The following is a 24475-nucleotide window of genomic DNA, read 5'->3' on the forward strand; positions in this document are numbered from 1 at the left end:
GCGTGGCCAGAGTCGCATGCTCACGCCAGTTCGACGGTCACATACGCGAACGTGGCGTTCGCACGCTCACGCCAGTTCGACGATCTCCATATATTCCTGGTTCCACAAATCCTCGGTGCCGTCCGGCAGGATGATGACCCGCTCTGGCTCCAGGGCCTCCACGGCGCCGGGGTCGTGCGTCACCAGAACCACGGCGCCCTCGTAGGTCCGCAGCGCATCGAGGACCTGCTCACGCGAGATCGGGTCGAGGTTGTTCGTCGGCTCATCGAGCAGTAACACATTCGCGGCGGACGAGACGAGGCCGGCGAGCGCGAGGCGGGTCCGCTCACCGCCCGACAGCGTTCCGGCCGGCTGATCGAGCTGCGGACCGGAGAACATGAACGCGCCGAGCAGCCCCCGCAGGTCCTGCTCCCCCGCGTCCGGGGCGGCGTGACGGATGTTCTCCCACACGCTCGTGGACATGTCGAGGGTGTCGTGCTCCTGCGCGAAGTAGCCGACCTTCAGACCATGGCCGGACACCACGCCGCCCTCGCCGTCCGTGCGCTCCACCCCGGCAAGCAGCTTGAGAAGGGTCGTCTTGCCGGCGCCGTTGTATCCCAGCACCACAACGCGGCTACCGCGGTCGATGGCCAGGTCCACGCCGGCGAACACCTCGAGCGAGCCGTACATCTTGGTCAGGCCCTTGGCGAACATCGGCGTCTTGCCACACGCGGCGGGCGTGGGGAACTTGATCCGAGCGGCCTTGTCGGCCACCCGGACCTCGTCGAGATCGTCGATCATCGCGTCGGCGCGACGGATCATCTGCTTGGCGGCCGCGGCCTTGGTGGCCTTCGCCCCGAGCTTGGCGGCCTGCATCTTGAGCTGCGACGCCTTCTTCTCCGCATTCGCCTTCTCGCGCCTGCGCCGAGCCTCATCGGTGGCACGGGCGTCGAGGTACTTCTTCCACCCCATGTTGTAGGCGTCGATCTCGCCGCGGACGGCGTCGAGGAACCACACCTTGTTCACGACGGCCTCGAGGAGTTCGACGTCGTGGGAGATGATGATCAATCCGCCCTCGTGCTTCTCCAGGAACTGGCGCAGCCAGGTGATGGAGTCGGCGTCGAGGTGGTTGGTCGGCTCGTCGAGGAGCAGCATCGTCCGCGACTTGCCGGCGCCGTCGGACGCGGCGAACAGGATCCGTGCCAACTCCACGCGTCGACGCTGTCCGCCGGACAGCGTTCCCAGGTTCTGGGTGAGGATGCGGTCCTCGAGCCCCAGGCTGCTGCAGATGCGGGCGGCCTCGCTCTCGGCCTCGTATCCGCCGCGCGCGGAGAACTCGTCCTCTAGCCGACCGTATCGACGGACGGCCTTGTCCATCGCCGCATCGTCCGGGGCGTCGACCATCTGCGCCTGCGCCGTGGCCATATCCGCCATGAGCACATCGAGTCCGCGGGCGGAGAGCACGCGGGACCGGGCCAGCTGGTCCATGTTGCCCTCGCGGGGATCCTGCGGGAGGTAACCCACCTCGCCGGAGCTCGTGACGGACCCCGCGTAGGGTTCACCCTCGCCGGCGAGGATCCTCATCGTCGTCGTCTTCCCCGCGCCGTTACGTCCCACCAGGCCGATCCGGTCGCCGGGCTGGACCCGCAACGAGGACCCGTCCATGTGGAGCAGGGTGCGTACGCCGGCGCGCACCTCCAGGTCGTCGATGGTGATCACGTGCGCGGGTACCTCATTTGTTCTCGGGGGGTTTTCGGGCCGACTCGCAACTCTACCGGCGCTCCGAGCGCGGCGACGAGTCCGGTGACCTGGGTCTCCGCGCCGACGTCACGGGCCGTCGGCAGAGGGTCACCCCGAGCGTCGCCCGTACAGGTTCTGCACGCACCGCCCGAGGCTGCCGTGGTCGTCGGAGATCCTGGTGTCGGTGAGGACGCCCTGCTCCGGTGAGCCGATCGTCTCGGTGTCGAGGTGGACCCACCCGGGGCGGGGATCGCGGTGCAGCGACACGACCAGGTCGCAGTTGATCGCCGGGTGGGTCAGCGGATTACTGCCCATCGACACGCCGCTCGAGGAGTCCGCCACCACGACGGTGTGCTGCCAGCCGGTCATGGCCTCCCCCTCGATCAGGTCCGCGCGGGAGCGGCCCCAGGCCCGGGCGGGGCCGAGCTCGTCACCGCTGCCGGAGATGAACGCGAAATCCACCACCGACAAATACCCGTCCTGATAGGCGTAACTCATCATCGCCCCACGCTCCAGGACATCGGGAGCCGGCGGTCCCGCATGTGTGCCGACGGTCGGAAAATCCGCGGGCGTGCGGCGCATCCGCCATCCCCGGGCGACGAGCGCGGGCCGGCCGTTGACAGACGCAGTGGCCTCGAGCAGCTCCACGCTGCGCCCGGGCCGGATCCGGTGCACCTCGATGTCCAGTGGTGCGATCGGCACGGGCCCGAGTACGTCGACCGACAGCCGCGCCAGCCGCACCTCGGGCTCGGCCTCGAACTGCTCCAGTGCCCGTACCAGCAGCGCACTCGGGGGTCCCGCGTGCTGCGATTCGGCCGACCAGGGGCCGGCGGTCAACGGCGTCGACTCGAATCGCCCCCGGTCAACCTGCTGGTAGAACGAACCGGACATGGGACTCCCTTCGGGCGACGGCGGTAGGGTCGATCCCCATGGATGCTACGGGTAGCGGGCTGTTCGACGTCGCGATCGTCGGCCTGGGTCCGGCCGGTCGCGCGCTGGCCTCCCGGTGCGCGGGCGCCGGACTCACGGTATTGGCGGTGGACCCGGCGCCGGATGCGGTGTGGCGTCAGACCCTGTCGCTGTGGGCCGATCAGGTTCCCCCGTGGCTACGCGCGGACGCCTGTGGCACCGACGTTCTCGCGAACCGGGTGTACGGCCCCGCGATGTACGCGCCCGAGCGAGCGGTCCTCGAGCGGGAGTACGCGGTACTCGACACCGAGGAGTTGCACGCCGCCCTGCCGCTCGGCCCCGGGGTCACCGTCGAGCGTGACACCCTTGACGACTCCGGGGTGCTCGCCCTCACCGAGCGGGCGCATCGTGTCGTGGACTGTCGCGGCGCCGGTGGCCAGCGCAACCGTGGCCCGCTACAGACCGCCTACGGGATCGTCGTGGAGGCCGACGCCGCGGCGCCCGCCCTCGGCGGTGAGTCCGCGCTGTTCATGGATTGGCGCTCCGATCACGACGACGACGAGGCCGGCCCCGGATTCCTGTACGCGATACCCGTGGGCCCGGGCCGTGTCCTCCTCGAAGAGACGTGCCTCGCCGGGTGGCCGGCCCCGAGACCGGCCGTCCTCGAGACCCGCCTGCGCTCGCGGCTGCGGCGTCGGGGCGTGGACCGGGCCGCGCTCGACGAGCCGCTCGCGGTGGAGCGTGTACGCATCCCGCTCACGCCCCGCCCCCGCTACGCCGCGAACCCGCGGGTTGAGGCCTTCGGCACCGCCGGTGGGTACGGTCACGCTGCGACCGGCTACTCGGTCGCGGCCGCGCTCGGGGCGGTCCCGGGGGCGGTCGTGGCATTGGGTACCGGCCGGCCGATTCCTGAGCCCCGCTCCCCCCTGACCACAGCTCTGCACTCCCTGGGACTGCGGGCACTGTTGCGCGCGGATCACGAAACGGTACGGGAACTGTTCTCCGCCTTCGGCAGGCTGGAGTCCCGTAAGCAGCGGTGGTTCCTCGACGCGGCCAGCCCGTCGTATCAGGTGGGATCGGCGATGTGGGGCATGTGGGCCGACATGCCGGTACAGCAGAAAGCCGGCATGATCGCCGCGGTCCTGAAGAAGGATCCGCGCGACCATGCCGGCTCGTCGGGTTCTGACTAGACGGTGAACCCGATGGCGCGGAGCTGCTCGCGGCCGTCGTCGGTGATCATCTGGGGGCCCCACGGCGGCATCCAGACCCAGTTGAGCTCGAGCTCGTTGACGAGGTCCGAACCGACGGTGGCGCTGCGCGCCTGGTCCTCGATCACGTCGGTAAGCGGACACGCGGCGGACGTGAGTGTCATGTCCACGCGTGCGATGGTCGACCCCTCGGTCTCGCCCGGTCGGACCCAGATGTCATAGACCAGGCCCAGGTCGACGACGTTGATGCCGAGTTCGGGGTCGACCACGTCACGCATGGCCTCCTCGAGATCGGCCACCAACGCGAGGTCGTCCTCGGACTGCTCCGGCCGGTTGGGGTCGGGCCGGAACTCGCCGTTGTAGGCAGTGCCCGGGTCCGTGTCGTTCTCCGCCCCCGACATCGGATCGTCGACGGACGGGTCGTTGGCAGGTGTCATCTGCTCGGTCATGTCACATCACTCCTGGTGTTCGGTCTGTTGTGCGAGGGCGTCCTTGAACGCCATCCAGCCCAGTAGGGCGCACTTGACGCGCGCCGGGTAGCGGGACACTCCGGCCAGTGCCACGGCATCGTCCAAAAGTTCTTCGTCGCCCTCGTCCTGGCCGCGGGACGAGATCATGGCGTGGAACGCCTCGAAGATCTCGAGGGACTCCGAGACCGGCCTGCCGACCAGCAGTTCGGCCATCATCGACGTGGAGGCCTGGCTGATCGAACAGCCCTGGGCGTCGTAGGAGACGTCGGCGACCGTGGACTGGTCGTCCGAGAGTTGCAGGCGCAGCGTCAACTCGTCACCACAGGTCGGATTGACGTGATGCACCTCGCACCCGAAGGGCTCCCGCAACCCGCTGTGTTGCGGGCGGCGGTAGTGGTCGAGGATCACTTCCTGGTACATCTGCTCGAGCTTCACAGACCCTGACCTCCAACGCCGAAGAACTCCTGCGCCCTGCGCAGCGACCGCGCCAGCACCTCGACCTCGTCGAGCGTGTTGTACAGCGCGAACGAGGCGCGGACCGTGGACTGTACCCCGAGTCGCCGATGGAGCGGCCACGCGCAGTGGTGCCCGACCCGCACGGCCACGCCGTCGTCGTCGAGGACCTGGCTCACGTCGTGGGCGTGGATCCCGTCGACGACGAAGGAGACGGCGCCGCCGCGCGACACCATGTCAGTCGGCCCGACGATCCGGATACCCGGGATCGAGGCGAGCGCGTCGAGCGCGGCCACGGTCAGCGCCTCTTCGTGGCGGGCGATCGTCTCCATGCCCACCCCCTCGAGGTAGCGCACGGCGGCGGCCAGGCCCACGGCCTGCGACACCATCGGCACGCCGGCCTCGAAGCGCTGCGGGGGATCCGCGTACGTGGACTCCTCCATCGTCACCGTGGCGATCATCGATCCCCCGGTGAGCACCGGAGGCATCGCCTGCAGGAGCTCTCGACGCCCGTAAAGGACGCCGATCCCGGTGGGGCCGAGCATCTTGTGGCCCGAGAACGCCGCGAAGTCCACACCCAGAGCGTGGAAGTCGACGGCCATGTGCGGCACCGATTGGCACGCATCCAGGACGACGAGCGCGCCCACCGCCCGTGCCGACTCGACGACGCGTGCGACGTCGGTGACCGCACCGGTCACGTTGGACTGGTGGGTCACGGCCACGACCTTGACCGCATCGGTCAGCCGGACCGAGTCGAGGTCGATGCGTCCGTCATCGGTGACGCCGTACCAGCGCAGGGTGGCGCCGGTGCGCCGGCACAGCTCCTGCCACGGAACGAGGTTCGCGTGGTGCTCGAGTTCAGAGATCACCACCTCGTCCCCCGGCCCGAGCGTGTACTCGCCGAAGCGGGGGTCCCCCAGGGCGAACGCGACGAGGTTCAGGGCCTCGGTGGCGTTCTTGGTGAAGACCAACTCGTCGACGTCAGCGCCGACGAACCGACCGATATCGGCGCGGGCGCCCTCATAGGCGTCCGTCGCCTCCTCAGCCAGCTGGTGGGCGCCACGGTGCACGGCCGCGTTGGAGTGCAGGAGGAAGTCCCGCTCCGCGTCGAGCACCTGGACGGGGCGCTGCGAGGTGGCCCCGGAGTCCAGGTACACCAGGGGCTTTCCGTCACGGACGGTCCGGTGCAGGATCGGGAAGTCCGCGCGGACCGCGGTGAGATCGAGAGTCGTGGTCATGGTCTCCCAGCTGTCTGATCAGGCGTTCGCGGGCGTCAGGTACTTCTCGTAACCGTTCGCCTCGAGCTCGTCGGCCAACTCGGCGCCACCGGAGGCGGCGACGCGGCCGTCGACGAACACGTGAACCGTGTCGGGCTTGATGTACTGCAGGATCCGCGTGTAGTGGGTGATGAGCAGGATCCCGCCGTTCTCCTCCGCCTTGTAGCGGTTGACGCCCTCGGAGACGACGCGCAGGGCGTCGACGTCCAGGCCGGAGTCGGTCTCGTCGAGAACGGCGATCTTCGGCTTGAGGAGGTCGAGCTGAAGGATCTCGTGGCGCTTCTTCTCGCCGCCGGAGAAGCCCTCGTTCACGCTGCGCTCGGAGAACGCCGGGTCGAAGTCCAGGTCGGACATGGCTTCCTTGACCTCCTTGACCCAGTGGCGCAGCTTCGGGGCCTCGCCACGCACGGCGGTAGCCGCGGTGCGCAGGAAGTTGGCGGTGGAGACTCCGGGGATCTCGGTCGGGTACTGCATGGCCAGGAACAGGCCGGCGCGCGCCCGCTCGTCGACCTCCATCTCCAGGACGTTCTCGCCGTCCAGGGTGACGGTTCCGCCGGTGACCTCGTACTTGGGGTGGCCGGCGATGACGTATGCCAGGGTCGATTTGCCGGAGCCGTTGGGGCCCATGATGGCGTGGGTCTGGCCGGACTCGATGGTCAGGTTGACGCCCTTGAGGATCTCGACGGTCTCCGGGGCGTCCTCGGTGGCGGCGACGCGGGCCGTCAGGTCCTTGATCTCGAGAATGGTCATTTCAGTGCTCGCAATCTGTGTGAAAGGTCTTGGGGAATTACTCGGGGCCGGACGTCAGATACCGGAGGACTGCAGCTCCAGCTCGACGGCCTCGGTGATCCGGTCGCGAACCTCGGGCACACCGATTCGGTTGATCACTTCGCCGAAGAAGCCGCGGACGACGAGGCGTCGTGCGACGTCCTCGGCGATACCGCGCGACATGAGGTAGAAGAGGTGCTCCTCGTCGAACCGGCCGACGGCGCTGGCGTGGCCCGCGCCGGCGATCTCACCGGTCTCGATCTCGAGGTTGGGCACCGAGTCCGCACGCGCCCCGTCGGTCAGGACGAGGTTGCGGTTCATCTCGTAGGTGTCGGTGCCGAGCGCCTGCGACCGGATGAGCACGTCACCGATCCAGACGGTGTGCGCATCCGGCAGGTTCGACTTCGCGTCGCCCTGGAGGGCGCCCTTGTAGAGGATCCGCGAGGTGCAGTTCGGGACCTCGTGGTCGACGAGGAGACGGTGCTCGATGTGCTGCCCGTCATCCGCGTAGTACAGACCATTGAGGTGGGCCGTGCCGCCGGGTGCGGTGTACCGGACGGACGGGGCGATTCGTACGACCTCGCCACCGAAGGTGACGGCGGTGTACGTCACGGTGGCGTCGCGGCCGACCTGCAGGTGATGGCCGGCCAGGTGCACCACGTCGTCATCCCAGTCCTGGATGAGCACGACCTCGAGGTGGGCGGAATCGCCGACGATGAACTCGGCGTTCTCGGCGACGGTGCCGCCGCCGCGCTGATCGACCACGAATGTGGCGTTGGCGAACGGCTCCAGACGGACCTGCGTGTGGCCGAACGCCACGTTGCCCTCGCCCGGGCCGTCGACGGTGACGTAGACGGGCTCGTCGATCACCTTGTTCTTCGCCACGGTGATGATGGTGGCCTCGTCCGCGGCGGTGAAGGCCTGGGCCGCGACCCGATCGCGGGGCGCACCGGCCTCGCCGACGCGCTTGTCACCGGTGGTGACGGTCTCGACGGTCAGTCCGTCCTGCTCGGCGAGGGACACGAGGATCCGGCCGGTGGCCTCGACGTTCGAGCCGTCGTGGATGCCACGCAGGCGCCGCAGCGGGGTGAACCGCCAGATCTCGTCCTTGTGGCTCGGGACCTCGAAGGCGCCTACGTCGAAGGAGGAGAACTGGTCGCCCTTCGTCGCGCCGACGGGGATCCCGTAGCGGTCGGTCACCGGGGCCGGCGCGGAGGCCGGGGTGGGGGTGGTGGTGGTGTCGGTCATGGTGGTCAGCCCACCGATCCTTCCATCTGCAGTTCGATCAGGCGGTTGAGCTCGAGGGCGTACTCCATCGGCAGCTCCTTGGCGATGGGCTCCACGAATCCGCGGACGATCATCGCCATGGCCTCTTCCTCGGCCAGGCCGCGGCTCATGAGGTAGAACAGCTGGTCCTGGCTCACCTTGGAGACCGTGGCCTCATGCCCCAGCGTCACGTCATCCTCGCGGATGTCGATGTACGGATAGGTGTCCGAGCGGCTGATGTTGTCCACCAGCAGCGCGTCGCACTCGACGTTGGACTTGGAGCCCTTGGCGCCGGGGTTGATCTGGATCAGCCCGCGGTAGGCGGAGCGCCCGCCGCCGCGCGCCACCGACTTGGAGACGATGTTCGACGACGTGTTGGGCGCCAGGTGCAGCATCTTCGAGCCGGTGTCCTGGTGCTGGCCCTCGCCGGCGAACGCCACGGAGAGGACCTCTCCCTTGGCGTGCTCACCGGTCAGCCACACGGCGGGGTACTTCATGGTGACCTTGGAACCGATGTTGCCGTCGATCCACTCCATGGTGGCGCCCTCTTCGGCACGGGCACGCTTGGTCACCAGGTTATAGACGTTGTTCGACCAGTTCTGGATGGTCGTGTAGCGGCAGCGACCGCCCTTCTTGACGACGATCTCCACCACGGCCGAGTGCAGCGAGTCCGACTTGTAGATCGGCGCGGTGCAGCCCTCGACGTAGTGCACGTAGGCGTCCTCGTCCACGATGATCAGCGTCCGCTCGAACTGGCCCATGTTCTCGGTGTTGATGCGGAAGTAGGCCTGCAGCGGGATGTCGACGTGCACGCCCTTGGGGACGTAGATGAACGAGCCGCCCGACCACACCGCGGTGTTGAGCGCGGAGAACTTGTTGTCGCCCGACGGGATCACCGAGCCGAAGTACTCCTCGAAGTACTCCGGGTGCTCCTTGAGGGCGGTGTCGGTGTCCATGAAGATGACGCCCTGGCTCTCCAGGTCCTCACGGATCTGGTGGTAGACCACCTCGGACTCGTACTGCGCCGCGACACCGGCCACCAGACGCTGCTTCTCGGCCTCGGGGATGCCGAGCTTGTCGTAGGTGTTCTTGATGTCCTCGGGCAGGTCCTCCCAGCTGGTGGCCTGCTTCTCGGTCGAACGGACGAAGTACTTGATGTTGTCGAAGTCGATCCCCGAGAGGTCGGAACCCCAGGCCGGCATCGGCTTCTTGTCGAAGATGCTCAGCGCCTTGAGTCGCTTCTCGAGCATCCAGTCGGACTCGTTCTTCTTGGCGGAGATGTCACGCACGACCGCCTCGGAGAGTCCACGCTGCGCGGTGGCACCGGCGTCGTCCGAATCGTGCCAGCCATAGTTGTACTGACCGATGGAGGCGATCCGCTCCTCGTCGGTGGTCGGCTCGGTGACGTCGGCCGTCACCTGGTCTGGGGTGATGGTCATCGCACTGTCCTTTCGGCGGTCGAAGCCGGCGCGGGTGCGCCGGCCGGTGCGGGGATCGTGGCCGCGAGGAACTCCGCGGACACGGTCCCTGTCGGGATGTTCGTGGTGCAGGCGCAGTTGCCGCCCGCAATGGTGGCGAGGCGCTGGACGTGGGTGCCCACTATCTCGGACACCACCTCCTGCTCGGCCTCGCACAGTTCCGGGAAACGAGAGGCGACGTTCCAGACCGGGCAGTGGTGCTGACAGACCTGCAGGCCGGTCCCCACCTCCTCGACGGACGAGGCGTATCCGGCCTCGGACAGCGCGGACGCGATGTCGGACGCGGCGCGTTCGACATCGTGCGGCCCCTCAGCTGGTCGGACGTGTCCGATCACCGAACGGACTCGCTCTCGGGCGAAGTCGATAACCGCCTCGGAGCCGCCGATCCGGCGCAGCGCCGTGAGTGCCTCGACGGCCAGGTGATCGTACCCGTGCTTGGCCGTGCTGCGTCCGGAGGCCGTGACCTGGAAGGCCTTCGCCGGTCGGCCGCGGGTTCCGGCCGGACGCGTGTGCGCGGGCTCCACCTCGCCGACCTCGACGAGGTTGTCGAGGTGTCGTCGGACGCCTGCGGCGGTGAGGCCGAGTTCGCGTCCGATCTCCGTCGCGGTGAGCGCTCCTCGGGCAAGGAGAAGTTCACGGATCGCCGAGCGCGTGTCCGGGCGTGCGCTGGTGGCGTATGCGTGCTGCACGCTCATGCGTCACTCCCTTCCGGTTATGCTCGTTGCGCCCCGAGTGGGACGCACCACCTGATATTACGCAACAAACTTGTGTCGGAAATATTCCCCCACCCCCGGGCGCGTCCGACAGGGGTGGTCGAGGGTGGTCCGACGGCGCCTGCGGTGGAGGAAGGTCGGGACAGTGGCACGCGAATTCCCCCTGCGCGGCGCGGGTGCGGTGACCGCCCGGTTGCACACCGCGGAGTTGCCCACCGGCTCGCCGATGTCCGCCGAGATGGCGCGGCTCCGGCGCATCCGGTTGACCGGGACCACCGCTGCGGTCGCGATGGCGGTCGGTGCGCTGGGCGCCGGCGCGTTGCCCGTGCTTCAGAACCCCGCTGCGGGGGAGCGGCTGTTCGGTCTGTGGCTCCGGCTGCAGCAGTCCTCGATGACCGTCGTCATGGCGGGAATGGTCGTGGTGGTCATCTGCTGGCTGCTGCTCGCCCCGTACGTCCTGGGCCGGGACAGGCGCGGGCGACTCAGCGGGCGGATCGACCGGGCGACCCTGGACCGCATCATCGCGTCGTGGGCGCTGCCTCTGGCGGTGGCCCCACCGATGTTCAGCAAGGACGTCTACAGCTATCTCGCACAGGGGGCGATCGGGAACTCGCAGGACGACCCCTACGCGCTCGGCCCCGTGTCCGCGCTGGGCACCTCGCACGCCCTGGCCATCAACGTGCCGGACATCTGGCGTGACACCCCGAACCAGTACGGGCCGCTGTTCCTGGGCGTCCAGAAACTCATCCACGCCATCACCGGCGAGGAGGTCGTGCCCGCCATCATCCTGCACCGCGTGGTGGCCGTGATCGGCATCCTCATGCTCGGCTGGGCCGTCCCCCGCCTCGCCGAGTACTGCGGGGTCTCGGACGTGGCCGCGTTGTGGTTGGCCGTGGCCAACCCGCTCGTCCTGTTCCACCTGGTCTCGGGCATCCACTCGGAAGCGCTCATGATGGGGCTGCTGGCGATCGGGCTCGTGCTGGCACTGCGGGCCGTCGAGGCCCCACCGGGTCGACGCACCACCGCCATGTTCGTCCTCGGCACGGTCCTGGTTACCGGGTCGGCGTTGGTGAAACTGCCGACCGTGGTCGCGCTCGGGTTCGTCGGGATGGCGCTCGCGCGACGGTGGGGTGCGGGGTGGCGCGCCACCGTCAGGGCGGCTCTCGCGATGCTCGCGGTGAGCGGGGTGACCACCGGCGTCGCCATGCTCGTGACCTCCTCGGGGCTGGGATGGATCACCAAGCTCGGGGCGGCCACCTCGCTGCGGAGCTGGCTCTCGCCCCCCACCGCTCTCGGCGTGATCGCCGGAGGAACAGGCCAGTACCTGGGGTTGGGCGATCACACCGAGCAGATCCTCGTCATGGTGCAGACCGCGGCCCTCATCGCTGCCGCGGCGTTCACGGTGCGCATGCTGTTCGCGGTCCAGGCCGGCCGGATGAACCCGGTGGGCGGACTGGGCGTGTCCATGGCCGCGATCGTCCTGTGTTTCCCCGTCGTCCACCCCTGGTACGTACTGTGGGCCCTCGTGCCCCTGGCCGCATGGGCATCGCGTGTGGAATTCCGCATCCCGGTGGTGGCCGTCAGTGCGGTGCTCGCCTGCTTCACACTCCCGCCCGGTGCCGGTCTGCCCCCTTTCGTGACAGTCCAGGCCTGGGCTGCGACGGTGGTGACCGTTCTGATCGTGCTCGTCGCCCTCTTCCGGTGGCCCGGGCTGTTGCGCTACCGCTAGGCGCGTCGGCCTACAATCGGCAGCCGTGACCCCATCGACCCACTCCCCCGCGCTACAGGTCGAAGGACTTGTCAAGACGTTCGGCGCCACCACTGCCGTCGCCGGTCTGGATCTGACCCTCGAGCGCGGTCAGGTCATGGCCCTGCTCGGGCCCAACGGCGCGGGCAAGACCACCACGGTCGAGATCTGCGAGGGCTTCCTCCGCCCGGATGCCGGGACCGTACGGGTACTGGGGATAGACCCCGTCACAGATCGTCAGGGTGTCCGAAACCGGATCGGCATGATGCTGCAGGGCGGAGGGGCGTATCCCGGAGTCCGCGCCGGCGAGATGCTCCGACTGGTGGCCGCGTACTACTCCGACCCCCTGGACCCGGACTGGCTACTGGACGAGCTCGGACTGAGCGATCACGTCAACACGCCGTACCGACGGCTGTCGGGCGGCCAACAGCAGCGGCTCTCCCTCGCGATCGCCGTCATGGGCCGGCCCGAGCTGGTGTTCCTGGACGAGCCGACCGCCGGGCTCGACGCCCAGGCGCGACACGCGGTCTGGGACCTGGTCCGGGCGCTCCGCGCTGACGGGGTGGCGGTCCTGCTCACCACCCATCTCATGGACGAGGCCGCGGCGCTCGCCGACGAGGTGGTGATCGTCGACCGCGGGCGGCAGGTCGCCTCCGGCAGCCCCGCCGAACTAGAACGGGACGGTACGACCGAGGGCGTGACCCTCGTCGTCGACACCGACGTGGTCCCGTCCCTCCTCGACGGCGTGCTCGGGCCGGACCACACCGTCACGGCCGGCAGCGCCGCCGGCGTGCTCGAGGTCCACGGCCCTGTCTCCCCGGAACTGATGACCGCGCTGTGCACCGCACTGGAGCGGGCCGGCGTCCAACTCACCTCCCTGGCCACACGGACCAGGAGTCTCGAGGAGGTCTTCCTCGACCTGACCGGACGGGATCTGCGATGAGCCACCCCCAGACCGCGCACAACCGGTTCGCCCCCGGTACCTTCGCCCGGCCCTCGGCCCCGGCACCGGTCCGGCGCATGGCCGCCGCCCAGACCCGTATGGAACTGACCCTGTTCCTGCGCAACGGAGAGCAGCTGCTGGTAGCTCTCATCATTCCGCTCGCCGCGCTGATCGCCCTCGTCGCGATCGACTTCGGGGCCGTTCCGGAACCTCGCGTCGACCACGCGATCACCGCGGTTCTGACGATGTCGGTGATGGGGACCTCGTTCACCGGGCAGGCGATCGCCGTGGCCTTCGACCGCAGGTACGACGCGCTCAAGCGGCTCGGGGGCACGCCTCTCCCGCCGGCCGTCATCATCGCGGGGAAGATCCTGGCCACGCTCATCCTGGTGGCCGGGCAGACGGTCATCCTCGGCGCGATCGCCATCGCGATGGGGTGGCGGCCCTCCCTCGCCGGTGCCCTGGTGGGCGCGGTGATGATCGCGCTCGGATCCGCCGCCTTCTCGTCGATGGGCCTCCTCCTCGGCGGCACGATGCGTGCCGAGATCGTCCTCGGACTGGCCAACCTCATCTGGTTCGTGCTCATCGGAGCCGCGGGACTCGCTATCGGGGTGGTCGACCTCCCCGCCCGGGTGGCCGACCTCCTCGTCGTCGTCCCCTCCTACGCACTGACCGACGCGCTCCTCACCGCCGACAGCGGCGGCCTCCCCGCGCTCGCCGCGGCGGTCCTGCTCGGTTGGACCGCCGTGTGCGGCTGGTTTGCCGTACGTCACTTCTCTTTCACCTGATAGCAGACCCCGACAGCTCGCGGCCTAGAATCGGGAACGTGACCTCGACATCGCGCGCCCCGTCCTCCGGAACCCCGGCCGAGACCACACCGGCGAAGCCCGGAGGGCTGCTGTCCAGGCTGCCGATGCCGTCGCTGCGGGTCCAGAAGGGCATCGCCCTGGCGAACGTCTTCGCCCAGATCGGCATCATGACGACCGGCGTCACCGTCCGCGTCACCGCGTCCGGGCTCGGCTGTGAGACCTGGCCCCGTTGCAATCAGGACAGCTTCGTCCCCGTCGCCGGCGCGGCTCCCGCGCTCCACCAGGCCGTCGAGTTCGGTAACCGCCTGCTGACGTTCGTGCTGGTGGCCGTCGCCGTCGCGCTGATCCTGGCCCTCCACCGCGCAGGGCGGCGCCAGGACCTTCTCCTGCTCGCCTGGCTGATGCCGTTCGGCATCGTGGCCCAGGCCGTGATCGGCGGGATCACCGTGCTCGCCGGGCTGGCCTGGTGGACGGTCGCGCTACATCTGCTGCCGTCGATGTTCCTGGCGTGGTTCGCCGGGATAGTCTTCGTCCGGATCGGCGAGGACGACTCCGCGCCCGCCCGACGCGTCATCCCCAGGCCGCTGACCTGGCTGACGGGGCTGTCCGTGGTGCTGCTCGCCGGCGTACTCGTCTCGGGCACGATGGTCACCGGCGCCGGGCCACACGCCGGCGACGCCCGTATCGGCGCTGCCGACCGACTGCAGCTGCCCATCCAGTGGTTGGTGCATTTCCACGCGGAGCTGATGATCGGATACGTCTGCCTGCTCATCGGGCTGCTCGCGGGCCTCATCGCACTGCGTACCCCGGGCCCCGCCGTCCGGCGTGCTGCGATCCTCATCGGGCTGATCGCCGCCCAGGCGGTCATCGGTATCACCCAGTACCAGCTCGGTGTGCCCGAACTGCTGGTGATCGTCCACGTCACGCTCGCGGGCGCCATCACCGCGGTCACCGGGGCGCTGTGGGCCGCCGGGACCATTCGGGAACGCATCACCGCCTGATCTTCCGCCCCATCGCATTCCGGCCGGCCCCGGCCACCGGCCGGATGCGCTGCCGGGTGGCGTCGGACGGTACGACGACGGCGACCCCGCCTGGTGGCGGGGCCGCCGTCGATTCGTACTCCCTCTAGAGAAGTGACCCGGAGCCGGCCATACGCTTCCAGTGGCCGGCCGGCACATCAGCCCGGGAGATGAGCTCGCGGGTCCAGTCCGAGCCGGTCAGGCCCTGGATGCCGTCGCGCACCGCTTCGGCCTGGGACAGCGTGTCGACCATGACATCGCCCATGACACCGTCGGCGCCGACGAGGGTCACGCGGACACCCCGACGGCCGGTCGGCTGCAGGACGACGTCCGCGGTGCCGCCGTGGCGGGACAGGAACCTGCTCACGAGCTTGGCGGCCCTGGCGGGAGGAGCCGGAGCGGCGGGAGTCGGCGTCGCCTCGATCTTCTCCGAGGCGGCCTTCTCGGCCGATGCGGCGGACGTGGAGTCCTCGGCGGCGGCCTCCTTCTCCGGCTCTCGGGCGGGCGCCGGGGTGGCGGACTTCGCCGCCGCCTCGTCCGCCTGCGTCTCCTTCGCGGCGGCGTCAGCCTTGTCATCCTCGGTCGACGATGCTGCGGCAGCGCCCGCCGCCGAGGCGCCGCTCGCTGCGGCACCGCCGCCCAGGGTCAGCCCGCCGCTCTTCCCGCCGCCCGGCGCCTTGGCGCCGGAGCCGCCACCGAGGGGCAGCCCGCCGGACTTGCCCCCGCCGGGGGCCTTGGCGCCGGAGCCGCCACCGAGGGTCAGCCCGCCGGACTTCCCGCCACCCGGGGCCTTCGCGGCAGTGGCCCCGGCGGTCGTCTCCGACGACTGCTTGGCTGCCGGCGCCGTCTCGGCGGACTCGGCGGCCGGCGCGTCGGTGGGCGCTCCTGCATCAGCGGGTGCGCCGGTCTCGGCCTCGGCGTCACCGACGGTGTCGGCCGTGTCCGCACCTGCAGCCGCGGCGGCGGCGCCACCGCCGAGAACGAGCTTGCCCGCAGATCCGCCGCCGGGTGCCTTGGCTTTAGAACCGCCGCCCAGCTGGAGCCCCCCGCCCGTGGCGGTGGCAGGCTTCGGTGGGCCGGCGTCAGCAGGCGTCTCGACTGCCGGTGCCTCGGTGGTGGGCTCGGCGGCATCGCCTGCTGCCGATGTGGGCTTCGCCTCGGCTGCCGAATCGGCCTTCGCCTCGGTCGCAGGCTCCGCCTCGGCCGCCGACGCGGGTTTCGGAGCGGGCGCCGCGCCCTCGGACTCCGTGATACGAGACCCGTGGAGCGTCGACGCCCCACCACCGGGCGCCTTCGGGGCGCGCCGCCCGAGCGTGATCGCGCCGCCAGCAGCCGCCGCTGCAGCAACAGGAGCAGTTGCTGCGGCCGCTGTCTCAACGGTAGCGGTCTCAGAAGTCGTGGACTCCGGCGCCGCAGCATCAGCCGCCTCAGCCGACGCCGCGGTCTCCGCGGTCTGCTCGGCGGGAGCCGCCGGCGCCGCAGCCGCGGGTGCCGCAGCCGCAGGTGTCCCGCCGGAGCCGCTGATGACGATGGCGGGCCAGCCGGTCGCCCTGACGTGCGGTCCCCCGGCGTACTGGGAAAGGATCTGCAGGCTCATACGGTGTACCTTATCGCCTCGGCTCTCCCCCGCAGTCCGCCACTCCCGTCCCCCGACCGGAGAGGTGACGATCCTTCTCCTGCGAGATCTTCCATGGTTCCGGATACTGGGCGACATGCGAGCCATTCAGATCGCCCAGCACGGCGGCCCCGAGGTCCTCACCCCCGTCGAGATCGATGTGCCGGTGCCCGGGCCGGGTGAGGTTCTGGTGCGGACGACGTCGGTGGGTGTGAACTACATCGATACTTACCTCCGCGAGGGCATCTACCCGCGGGACCTGCCGTTCATCCCCGGAAGCGAGGGCGCGGGGGTGATCGAGGCGGTCGGCCCGGACGCGACGGATCTGGTCGTGGGCGACCGCGTGGCCTGGTGTCAGGTCCCGGGCTCCTATGCGCAGTACGTCGTGGCACCGACCGACTCGCTCGTGGCGGTGCCCGAGGGAATCGACGACGACGTCGCCGCCTCGATGCTCCTTCAGGGCCTGACAGCCCACTACCTCATCTCCGACACGCATCGGGCGACGGAGGGTGACACCGTTCTCATCACCGCGGGCGCCGGCGGGGTCGGGCAGTTGCTCATCCAACTCGCCGTGAGTCGCGGCTTCCGCGTCGTCACCACCACCTCGACCGCGGAGAAGGCCGAGCTGTGTCGCGCACTCGGTGCGGATCACGTTCTGCTGTACCCGGATGCGACGCCGGAACGTGTGCGTGAACTCTCGGATGGCGGTGTGGCAACCGTGTTCGACGGGGTCGGAAAGGACACCTTCGATGACAGTCTCGCGTCGCTGGCCCGCCGGGGGTCGATGGTTCTCTTCGGTGCTGCGAGTGGTCCCGTGCCGCCGGTTGATCCCCAGCGGCTCAATGAGGCCGGATCGGTGTTCCTGACCAGGCCGACGCTGGCCGACTACATCGCGTCCACGGAGGACTACCGCGAGCGGGCCTCCGAGGTCCTCGAGGGGATAGTCGACGGCTCGTTGCGCCTGACCGTAGGCGCGCGGTTCGGTCTGTCCGAGGCTGCTGAGGCACACCGGGCCCTGCAGTCTCGGAGCACGACGGGCTCACTGGTTCTCGATCCGACCCGGTGAAAAGGCCCGGCGGAGACCCTGTCGGGTCTCCGGCCGGTAAGCGAAGTGGGACCCCGGGCGCCGCCCCGGTCGGGATCCCTGTGGCCGATCAGAGGATCGGCAGCATCTCCGAGATGGTCTGCAGTCCCAGGACGGCGTCGATGGACAGTGCGACGAACACCCCCGCGAGGTAGTTGTTCGACAGGATGAACAGCTTCAGCGGCTTGACCTCGATGCCACGGCGGACGCCTGCCTCCAAGCGGTGCGCCATCACGATGAACCAGACACCGAAACCGACGGCGCCGAGTGCGTACACCCATCCCGCCGCGGGGACGAGAGCAAACGTGCACAGGACCGTGACCCAGGTGTAGATCGTGATTCGCCTGGTGACTCCCTCTTCGGACATGACAACCGGCAGCATCGGGACGCCGGCCGCCTTGTAGTCCTCCTTGTAGCGCATCGCGAGCGCCCACGTGTGGGGCGGAGTCCAGAAGAAGATGACCAGGAACAGCACGACCGCCTGCCACCAGTTGTGCGGCTGGCCCTCGGGCAGGTGGTCCGTGATGACCGCCCACGACACGAACACCGGCATGCATCCGGCGGCTCCGCCCCAGACGACGTTCTGCGCGGTGCGGCGCTTGAGGATCATCGAGTAGACGATCACGTAGAAGAGGATCGTGATGAGGATGAAGAAGGCCGCGAGCCAGCTCTTCGCCAGTAGCCCCAGCCAGAGCATGCTGGCCATACCGAGCACCAGGCCGAAGATCAACGCGGCGCGGCGCGTGATCGCGTGGCGGGCCAACGGGCGGCGCTCGGTGCGCTTCATCACCTGGTCGATGTCGTAGTCGACGACCATGTTGAGCGAGTTCGCACTCGCCGCCCCGAGCCAGCCACCGACGAGGGTCAACAGCACCAGTGAGAGGTGGATGTGGCCGCGATCGGCCTGCAGGAGTGCGGGGATCGCCGCGACCAGGAGGAGCTCGATGACCCGCGGCTTGGTGAGGGCGATGTATGCCATCACCACGTCGAGGACGCGGGAGGGTCCGCCGGACCGAGCCGGTCGCCCCGAAAGCGCGGGAGGAGAGACTGACGGCCCCCCACTCCGGGTCGGGGTGGAATCGTGCACCGTAACTCCTTGCCGCAGACGTGAACGCACTACTCGGCCGATACTACGTGCCGCCCTCGGCGTCCGCGAAAGAGCGGGGGCGGGGACCTGGCGACCCCGGCCGCTGCCGACCACTAAGGTGGTGGACGACATACGCGCGGATCCGCGCCGCACCCTCGACCCGGGAGAACCACAAGTGACCAGCGCGTCGGAGATCACCGAGCTCACCACCGCCCGCCACCCGTCCGATTGGACTGAACTGGACACCCGAGCCGTGGACACCGCGCGTGTCCTCGCCGCAGAAGCAGTGCAGAACTGCGGCAGTGGCCATCCGGGCACCGCGATGAGCCTGGCTCCCCTGGCTTACACGCTCTACCAGCGTGTGATGCGGCACGACCCGACTGATCCGAAGTGGATCGGCCGTGACCGTTTCGTCCTGTCCTGCGGACATTCCTCGCTCACCCAGTACGTGCAGCTGTACCTCGCGGGATTCGGGCTGGAGCTCGACGATCTGAAGGCGCTGCGTACGTGGGGCTCCCGCACCCCCGGGCACCCGGAGTGGAACCATACCGACGGTGTGGAGATCACGACCGGCCCGCTCGGCCAGGGGCTCGCCTCGGCCGTGGGCATGGCCATGGCGGCCCGGTATGAGCGTGGCCTCCTGGACCCGGACACCCCGGCAGGCAAGAGCCCGTTCGACCACTTCATCTACGTGGTCGCCTCCGACGGTGATCTCCAGGAGGGCGTCACCGCGGAGGCGTCGTCGCTGGCGGGGACCCAGAAGCTGGGCAATCTCATCGCGGTGTACGACGACAACGAGATCTCGATCGAGGACGATACGAAGATCGCCTTCACCGAGGACGTCGCGGCCAGGTACGAGGCCTACGGCTGGCACGTCCAGACGGTCAACGGTGGCGAGGACGTCGAGGCGATCGAAGAGGCGATCGCCAATGCCCGTTCCGTCACCGACAGGCCCTCGCTGATCGTCCTCCGCACGATCATCGCCTTCCCCGCCCCGAAGCTGATGAACACGGGCGCGTCCCACGGCGCCGCTCTGGGTCAGGAGGAGGTCGATGCCGTCAAGACGGCTCTGGGTATGGGCGGCACCGAGCCGTTCACAGTGGCCGACGAGGTGATCGCGCACACGCGCGGTGCCCGCGACCGCGGTGCCAGGGTCCATGCGCAGTGGAGCGACATGTTCCACGCCTGGGCCGAGGCGAACCCGGAGCGCAAGGCGCTGTTCGACCGGCTCTACTCCGGCGCGCTGCCGGAGGGTTGGGACGCCGGACTCCCGACCTGGGAGGCGGATGCGAAGGGCGTGGCCACCCGTAAGGCCTCGGCCGCAGCCATCCAGGCCCTCGCGGCCACCCTCCCGGAGTTGTGGGGTGGCTCCGCGGACCTCGCCGGATCCAACAACACCCCGATCAAGGGCGCGGACTCCTTCGGACCCACCACCATCTCCACGGACACCTGGACCGCGTCCCCCTACGGACGGAACCTCCACTTCGGTATCCGCGAGCACGCGATGGGTGCGATCCTCAACGGGATCGCCCTCCACGGTCCCACCCGGCCGTACGGCGGGACGTTCCTCATCTTCAGCGAGTACATGCGGCCGGCGGTCCGGCTGGCCGCCCTCCAGGGCAGTAACGCGTACTACGTGTGGACCCACGACTCGATCGGCCTCGGCGAGGACGGGCCCACGCACCAGCCTGTCGAGCAACTGGCCGCGTTGCGCGCCATCCCCGGTCTGGCCATCCTGCGTCCGGCCGACGCCAACGAGACGGCAGCCGCGTGGCGGGCCATGCTGATGGCCCTCGACGGCCCCAAGGGGCTGTGCCTGACCCGTCAGGACGTTCCGGTTCTCGAGGGCACAGCCGAGGCGGCGCGCGAGGGCGTCGAGCGCGGTGCGTACGTGCTCGCGGAGGCGTCCACTGCCGTCCCCGAGGTGATCCTGATGGGCACGGGTTCCGAGGTGCAGCTCGCGGTGGCCGCGCGCGAGGTCCTCGAGTCCGAGGGTGTGCCGACCCGGGTCGTCTCGGTGCCGTGTGTCGAGTTCTTCGATCAGCAGGACGCTGAGTACCGCGAGTCGGTGCTGCCCCGGGCCGTCCGCGCCCGTGTCTCGGTCGAGGCGGGAATCGCGATGCCGTGGTACCGCTTCCTCGGTGATGCCGGCCGGGCCGTCTCGCTGGAGCATTTCGGCGCCTCGGCGCCCTATCAGGCCCTGTTCACCGAGTTCGGGATCACCGCCGACGCGGTGGTCGCGGCCGCCCGTGAGTCGCTCGCGGCTGTTGCCGAGGAGGCATGATGACCAACGCAAATCTCGCCGCGCTCAGCGCGGCCGGCGTGTCCGTCTGGCTCGACGATCTGTCGCGCCAGCTCATCGGCTCGGGTGAGTTGGCTTCGCGGATGTCGACCTACTCGGTGGTGGGTGTCACCACCAACCCGGCAATCTTCCAGTCGGCTCTGTCCGATTCGTCGGCGTACGAGTCGGCTCTCACGGAGGCGGTGGCCGCCGACCGCGACGTCGATGCGGTCCTCCGTGCGCTCACCACCGCGGATGTCCGCGATGCGTGCGATGTTCTGGCGGAGACCTTCCGGTCGACCGACGGTGTCGACGGACGGGTGTCTCTCGAGGTCGATCCGCGCCTCGCGGATCAGACCGAGGCCACGGTCACCCAGGCCGTGGAGCTCGCCGACGTCGTGGACCGCCCGAACGTCATGATCAAGATTCCCGCCACCGCGGCCGGGTTGCCGGCCATCACCGAGGTGATCGGTAAGGGCATCGACGTCAACGTCACGCTGATCTTCTCGGTCGATCAGTACCGCAATGTCGCGCAGGCGTACATCGCCGGTCTCGAACAGGCAGCGGAGGCAGGTCATGACCTGTCGACAATCCACTCGGTCGCGTCCGTCTTCGTCTCCAGACTCGACACCGAGATCGATTCACGTCTCCCGGAGGACTCCGCGCTGCGGGGTCAGGCCGGGCTCGCGAATGCGCGTCTGTGCCAGGAGGTCTACGACGAGCTGTTCGATCCGTCCGGGCGTTTCGGCGCACTCGCAGATCGCGGTGCTCGCCCGCAGCGCCTGCTCTGGGCATCGACCGGCGTCAAGGACCCCGCCTACCCCGACACGCTGTACGTGACGGGGCTGGTCACGCACGGGACGGTCAACACGATGCCCTTCGCCACCATGGAGGCGTTCGCGGATCACGGGGTACTCGAGGGTGACACCGTGCGTGGCTCGGCTGTTGCCTCCCATGCGACCCTCGATGCCCTCCGCGCGGACGGGATCGACCTCGACGAGGTCTTCGCGCTGCTCGAGCAGCAGGGCGTGGAGAAGTTCGTCACGGCGTGGGACGATCTGTCGGACACCGTGAGGTCGCGGATCGACGAGATCCCGGCGGGTTCGTGAGCGAGTCGGCCCCGGGGCACCGCCCCGGCGCGGTCGGCTCGGAGGTTCCGGAGCCGACCAACCCACTACGCGATCCGCGAGACCGACGTCTCCCCCGGATCGCCGGACCGTCGGGCCTGGTGATCTTCGGCGTCACCGGTGATCTGTCCAAGAAGAAGCTGATCCCGGCGGTGTACGACCTCGCCAACCGCGGTCTGCTTCCTCCCGGGTTCTCGCTCATCGGTTTCGGCCGTAGGAAATGGTCGAGCGAGCAGTTCGCGGAGTTCGCGCGCGAGTGCGCGCGGGAGAAGTGCCGGACCCCGTTCCGCGAGGACGTGTGGGACCAACTCGCCGCCGGACTGCGGTTCGTGACCGGAACGTTCGACGACGACGAGGGCTTCGATCGCCTCGCGGATGAGTTGGGAGTGCTGGAGTCAGAGCGCGGCACAGCCGGGAACTATGCGTTCTACCTGTCGATTCCCCCGGACGACTTCCCCACGGTCTGTCGGCACCTCGACCGGACCGGCGCCACCAGGGGTCCGGACGGGTCCTGGCGACGGGTGGTGATCGAGAAGCCGTTCGGTCATGACCTCGACAGCGCGAGAGAACTGAACGACGTGGTGGGGGCGGTATTCCCGGAGGACTCCGTCTTCCGGATCGACCACTACCTGGGCAAGGAGACCGTCCAGAACATTCTGGCCCTCCGGTTCGCGAACCAGCTGTTCGAGCCCGTCTGGAATGCCAATCACGTGGACCACGTGCAGATCACGATGGCCGAGGACATCGGATTGGGTGGCCGTGCCGGCTACTACGACGGGATCGGAGCTGCACGGGACGTCATCCAGAACCACCTCATCCAGTTGATGGCACTGGTGGCGATGGAGGAACCGACCGACTTCTCCGCAGCAGCACTCCGGGCGGAGAAGACCAAGGTCTTGGAGTCGACTTCCCTGGCGCTGCCCATCGCCGAGACCGCTGCGCGCGGTCAGTACTCGGCCGGGTGGCAGGGCTCCGAGCACGTCGTCGGGCTCAAGGAGGAGGAGGGGTACGACCCCTCGTCCACCACCGAGACGTATGCCGCGATCACGCTCGAGGTCCACAATCGGCGATGGGCTGGCGTGCCGTTCTATCTGCGCACCGGCAAGCGTCTCGGACGCCGCGTCACCGAGATCGCCGTGGTGTTCCGCCGCGCCCCGCACCTGCCGTTCGACGCGACCATGACCCAGGAGCTGGGCCAGAACGCGCTTGTCATCAGGGTTCAGCCCGACGAGGGGGTCACGCTCCGATTCGGCTCGAAGGTCCCGGGGACGGCTATGGAGGTCCGCGACGTCAACATGGATTTCGCCTATGGCGAGGCGTTCACCGAGTCCTCCCCGGAGGCGTACGAGCGTCTCATCCTCGACGTCCTCCTGGGCGAGCCGTCTCTGTTCCCCGTCTCCCGAGAGGTCGAACTGAGCTGGATGTTGCTCGATCCCGTGCTCCGGGAGTGGGCGTCGCAGGGAACCCCTGAGCAATACCAGGCCGGAACGTGGGGGCCGGAGGGCGCCGACGAGATACTGGCCCGTAGCGGCCGGGCATGGAGGCGACCGTGATCATCGACCTTCCCGACACCTCCACGCGGGAGATCGCCAAGAAGCTGGTCCAGATCCGTGAGGAATCCGGCCTCAGCACCATCGGCCGCGTCCTCACGCTCATCGTGCTCACCGACCATGTCCGTGGGAGCGAAGCGGCGATCGATGCCGCCAACGAGGCGAGCCGCGAGCACCCTTGTCGCGTGATCGTGGTGATCCGCGGACGCCGCGCCGACGGTGATCGCCTCGACGGACAGATCCGGGTCGGTGGAGACGCCGGCGCGGCGGAGGTGGTCGTGCTGCGGACCTCCGGCGGCCTGGCATCGCAATCGGCCGCGATCGTCACTCCCCTGCTCCTGCCCGACACCCCCCTGGCGGTGTGGTGGCCCCGGCACTCCCCGACCCTGTTGTCCGAGGACAAGGTCGGGCGGCTGGCACGGCGTCGCATCGTCGACTCCGACACGGAGGGGCACCCGACTGACGCGCTGGTCAAACGTGCGGCGGGCTACTCGCCGGGCGATACCGATCTGGCGTGGGCACGGATCACCCACTGGCGGTCGCTGCTCGCCGCAACGCTGGACCGCCCGCCGTACGAGCCCATCTTGGCCGCCACGGTCTGCGGTCCCGAACGCGCCGCATCGGTCGACCTGGCCGGCGCGTGGCTGGCGTCCCGCCTGGGGATCGACGTGCACCGCGCGGTGGGCCCGTCGATGGTCGTCCTCGAGCGCGCCTCGGGATCGATCGTGCTCAAGCAGGTCAGCCCCACTGCAGCAGAGCTTCACATCACCGGACACTCGCCCACCCGGGTCGCCCTGGTCGGTCGTAGTATCGCCGACTGCCTGGCGGAAGAACTCAGACGCATGGATACCGACGGGGTCTACGCCGACGCACTGGCCAACTTCGATCGGGTCATCTACACCTCAGCCTCGGTCCGCTGACGCAGATCGCGGCCTCGGGCAGTACGCCGAAT

General features: G+C 69.1%; 21 protein-coding genes. 10 read left to right on the top strand and 11 right to left on the bottom strand.

From position 1 onward, the window contains the following. Positions 1-66: 66 nt before the first annotated feature. Both ACWIFB_RS12615 and ACWIFB_RS12620 read right to left on the bottom strand, forming a co-directional pair. Positions 67-1698 (bottom strand): ABC-F family ATP-binding cassette domain-containing protein, encoded by a 1632-nt coding sequence (locus tag ACWIFB_RS12615; protein WP_452098882.1) that lies wholly within the window; start codon positions 1696-1698, stop codon positions 67-69. Between the two features lie 129 nt (positions 1699-1827). Beyond that, the gene (locus ACWIFB_RS12620; RefSeq protein WP_454058417.1) at positions 1828-2610 is read right to left on the bottom strand and encodes a thioesterase family protein; all 783 of its coding nucleotides are present in this window, start codon (positions 2608-2610) and stop codon (positions 1828-1830) included. A 38-nt stretch (positions 2611-2648) separates the two neighbouring features. Here ACWIFB_RS12620 and ACWIFB_RS12625 point away from each other — a divergent pair, with 38 nt between their 5' ends. Further along, the gene (locus ACWIFB_RS12625; RefSeq protein WP_454058418.1) at positions 2649-3818 is read left to right on the top strand and encodes a lycopene cyclase family protein; all 1170 of its coding nucleotides are present in this window, start codon (positions 2649-2651) and stop codon (positions 3816-3818) included. On the opposite strand, the gene ACWIFB_RS12630 is transcribed toward ACWIFB_RS12625, so the two are convergent. From ACWIFB_RS12630 to ACWIFB_RS12660, 7 genes are read right to left on the bottom strand one after another with little or no spacing between them, the layout of a single operon-like run. Further along, positions 3815-4285: a metal-sulfur cluster assembly factor gene (locus ACWIFB_RS12630; RefSeq protein WP_230928917.1), complete on the bottom strand. Its 471-nt coding sequence runs from the start codon at positions 4283-4285 to the stop codon at positions 3815-3817. The genes ACWIFB_RS12625 and ACWIFB_RS12630 overlap by 4 nt on opposite strands. Positions 4286-4291: 6 nt before the next feature. Continuing rightward, a complete protein-coding gene (gene sufU, locus ACWIFB_RS12635; RefSeq protein ID WP_230928916.1) occupies positions 4292-4741 on the bottom strand; it encodes a Fe-S cluster assembly sulfur transfer protein SufU in 450 nt (149 codons plus the stop codon). After that, the gene (locus ACWIFB_RS12640) at positions 4738-5997 is read right to left on the bottom strand and encodes a cysteine desulfurase (protein WP_452098885.1); all 1260 of its coding nucleotides are present in this window, start codon (positions 5995-5997) and stop codon (positions 4738-4740) included. The genes sufU and ACWIFB_RS12640 overlap by 4 nt, the downstream gene beginning before the upstream one ends. 18 nt (positions 5998-6015) lie before the next feature. Continuing rightward, entirely contained in the window at positions 6016-6786 is a 771-nt protein-coding gene (gene sufC / locus ACWIFB_RS12645) for a Fe-S cluster assembly ATPase SufC (protein ID WP_230928914.1), read from the bottom strand. 54 nt (positions 6787-6840) lie between these two features. Further along, the gene (gene sufD, locus ACWIFB_RS12650; protein WP_452098886.1) at positions 6841-8052 is read right to left on the bottom strand and encodes a Fe-S cluster assembly protein SufD; all 1212 of its coding nucleotides are present in this window, start codon (positions 8050-8052) and stop codon (positions 6841-6843) included. A gap of 5 nt (positions 8053-8057) precedes the next feature. Continuing rightward, positions 8058-9509: a Fe-S cluster assembly protein SufB gene (gene sufB / locus ACWIFB_RS12655; RefSeq protein ID WP_230928912.1), complete on the bottom strand. Its 1452-nt coding sequence runs from the start codon at positions 9507-9509 to the stop codon at positions 8058-8060. Further along, positions 9506-10243 (bottom strand): helix-turn-helix transcriptional regulator, encoded by a 738-nt coding sequence (locus ACWIFB_RS12660; protein WP_452098887.1) that lies wholly within the window; start codon positions 10241-10243, stop codon positions 9506-9508. The genes sufB and ACWIFB_RS12660 overlap by 4 nt, the downstream gene beginning before the upstream one ends. A gap of 163 nt (positions 10244-10406) precedes the next feature. On the opposite strand from ACWIFB_RS12660, the gene mptB reads away from it, so the two are divergent. From mptB to ACWIFB_RS12680, 4 genes are all read left to right on the top strand, one after another. Then, the gene (gene mptB, locus ACWIFB_RS12665) at positions 10407-11990 is read left to right on the top strand and encodes a polyprenol phosphomannose-dependent alpha 1,6 mannosyltransferase MptB (protein ID WP_452098888.1); all 1584 of its coding nucleotides are present in this window, start codon (positions 10407-10409) and stop codon (positions 11988-11990) included. A gap of 25 nt (positions 11991-12015) precedes the next feature. Further along, positions 12016-12951, top strand: a complete 936-nt coding sequence (locus tag ACWIFB_RS12670) for an ABC transporter ATP-binding protein (RefSeq protein WP_454058419.1) — start codon at positions 12016-12018, stop codon at positions 12949-12951. Next, a complete protein-coding gene (locus ACWIFB_RS12675; protein ID WP_454058420.1) occupies positions 12948-13739 on the top strand; it encodes an ABC transporter permease in 792 nt (263 codons plus the stop codon). Before ACWIFB_RS12670 ends, ACWIFB_RS12675 begins: the two co-directional genes overlap by 4 nt. A gap of 125 nt (positions 13740-13864) precedes the next feature. Further along, positions 13865-14761 carry a COX15/CtaA family protein gene (locus ACWIFB_RS12680; RefSeq protein WP_452099060.1) on the top strand — a complete coding sequence of 299 codons (897 nt, stop codon included), beginning with the start codon at positions 13865-13867 and terminating at the stop codon, positions 14759-14761. Positions 14762-14885: 124 nt separating this feature from the next. Here the strand turns inward: ACWIFB_RS12680 and ACWIFB_RS12685 are convergent, their stop codons facing one another. Further along, a complete protein-coding gene (locus ACWIFB_RS12685) occupies positions 14886-16376 on the bottom strand; it encodes a hypothetical protein (RefSeq protein WP_454058421.1) in 1491 nt (496 codons plus the stop codon). Between the two features lie 115 nt (positions 16377-16491). On the opposite strand from ACWIFB_RS12685, the gene ACWIFB_RS12690 reads away from it, so the two are divergent. Then, positions 16492-17460 carry a quinone oxidoreductase family protein gene (locus ACWIFB_RS12690; RefSeq protein WP_454058422.1) on the top strand — a complete coding sequence of 323 codons (969 nt, stop codon included), beginning with the start codon at positions 16492-16494 and terminating at the stop codon, positions 17458-17460. 88 nt (positions 17461-17548) lie between these two features. On the opposite strand, the gene ACWIFB_RS12695 is transcribed toward ACWIFB_RS12690, so the two are convergent. Beyond that, on the bottom strand, positions 17549-18457 hold the full coding sequence (locus ACWIFB_RS12695) for a heme o synthase (protein WP_452098893.1): 909 nt from the start codon (positions 18455-18457) through the stop codon (positions 17549-17551). Between the two features lie 283 nt (positions 18458-18740). On the opposite strand from ACWIFB_RS12695, the gene tkt reads away from it, so the two are divergent. From tkt to ACWIFB_RS12715, 4 genes are read left to right on the top strand one after another with little or no spacing between them, the layout of a single operon-like run. Next, a complete protein-coding gene (gene tkt / locus ACWIFB_RS12700) occupies positions 18741-20849 on the top strand; it encodes a transketolase (RefSeq protein ID WP_454058423.1) in 2109 nt (702 codons plus the stop codon). Beyond that, positions 20846-21955, top strand: a complete 1110-nt coding sequence (tal, locus tag ACWIFB_RS12705) for a transaldolase (protein WP_454058424.1) — start codon at positions 20846-20848, stop codon at positions 21953-21955. Before tkt ends, tal begins: the two co-directional genes overlap by 4 nt. Then, positions 21952-23526, top strand: a complete 1575-nt coding sequence (gene zwf / locus ACWIFB_RS12710; protein WP_454058425.1) for a glucose-6-phosphate dehydrogenase — start codon at positions 21952-21954, stop codon at positions 23524-23526. The genes tal and zwf overlap by 4 nt, the downstream gene beginning before the upstream one ends. Next, on the top strand, positions 23523-24443 hold the full coding sequence (locus tag ACWIFB_RS12715) for a glucose-6-phosphate dehydrogenase assembly protein OpcA (protein WP_454058426.1): 921 nt from the start codon (positions 23523-23525) through the stop codon (positions 24441-24443). Before zwf ends, ACWIFB_RS12715 begins: the two co-directional genes overlap by 4 nt. The last annotated feature ends 32 nt before the right edge of the window (positions 24444-24475 follow it).

Source organism: Dietzia sp. NPDC055340, assembly GCF_053645335.1.

Bases quoted from the DNA above. Each gene is read 5' to 3' on its own strand.
- ACWIFB_RS12620 (WP_454058417.1), bottom strand. From the start codon at position 2,610: ATGTCCGGTTCGTTCTACCAGCAGGTTGACCGGGGGCGATTCGAGTCG.
- ACWIFB_RS12625 (WP_454058418.1), top strand. From the start codon at position 2,649: ATGGATGCTACGGGTAGCGGGCTGTTCGACGTCGCGATCGTCGGCCTG.
- ACWIFB_RS12630 (WP_230928917.1), bottom strand. From the start codon at position 4,285: ATGACCGAGCAGATGACACCTGCCAACGACCCGTCCGTCGACGATCCG.
- ACWIFB_RS12640 (WP_452098885.1), bottom strand. From the start codon at position 5,997: ATGACCACGACTCTCGATCTCACCGCGGTCCGCGCGGACTTCCCGATC.
- sufC (WP_230928914.1), bottom strand. From the start codon at position 6,786: ATGACCATTCTCGAGATCAAGGACCTGACGGCCCGCGTCGCCGCCACC.
- sufD (WP_452098886.1), bottom strand. From the start codon at position 8,052: ATGACCGACACCACCACCACCCCCACCCCGGCCTCCGCGCCGGCCCCG.
- sufB (WP_230928912.1), bottom strand. From the start codon at position 9,509: ATGACCATCACCCCAGACCAGGTGACGGCCGACGTCACCGAGCCGACC.
- ACWIFB_RS12660 (WP_452098887.1), bottom strand. From the start codon at position 10,243: ATGAGCGTGCAGCACGCATACGCCACCAGCGCACGCCCGGACACGCGC.
- ACWIFB_RS12675 (WP_454058420.1), top strand. From the start codon at position 12,948: ATGAGCCACCCCCAGACCGCGCACAACCGGTTCGCCCCCGGTACCTTC.
- ACWIFB_RS12680 (WP_452099060.1), top strand. From the start codon at position 13,865: ATGCCGTCGCTGCGGGTCCAGAAGGGCATCGCCCTGGCGAACGTCTTC.
- ACWIFB_RS12685 (WP_454058421.1), bottom strand. From the start codon at position 16,376: ATGAGCCTGCAGATCCTTTCCCAGTACGCCGGGGGACCGCACGTCAGG.
- ACWIFB_RS12690 (WP_454058422.1), top strand. From the start codon at position 16,492: ATGCGAGCCATTCAGATCGCCCAGCACGGCGGCCCCGAGGTCCTCACC.
- ACWIFB_RS12695 (WP_452098893.1), bottom strand. From the start codon at position 18,457: ATGGCATACATCGCCCTCACCAAGCCGCGGGTCATCGAGCTCCTCCTG.
- tal (WP_454058424.1), top strand. From the start codon at position 20,846: ATGATGACCAACGCAAATCTCGCCGCGCTCAGCGCGGCCGGCGTGTCC.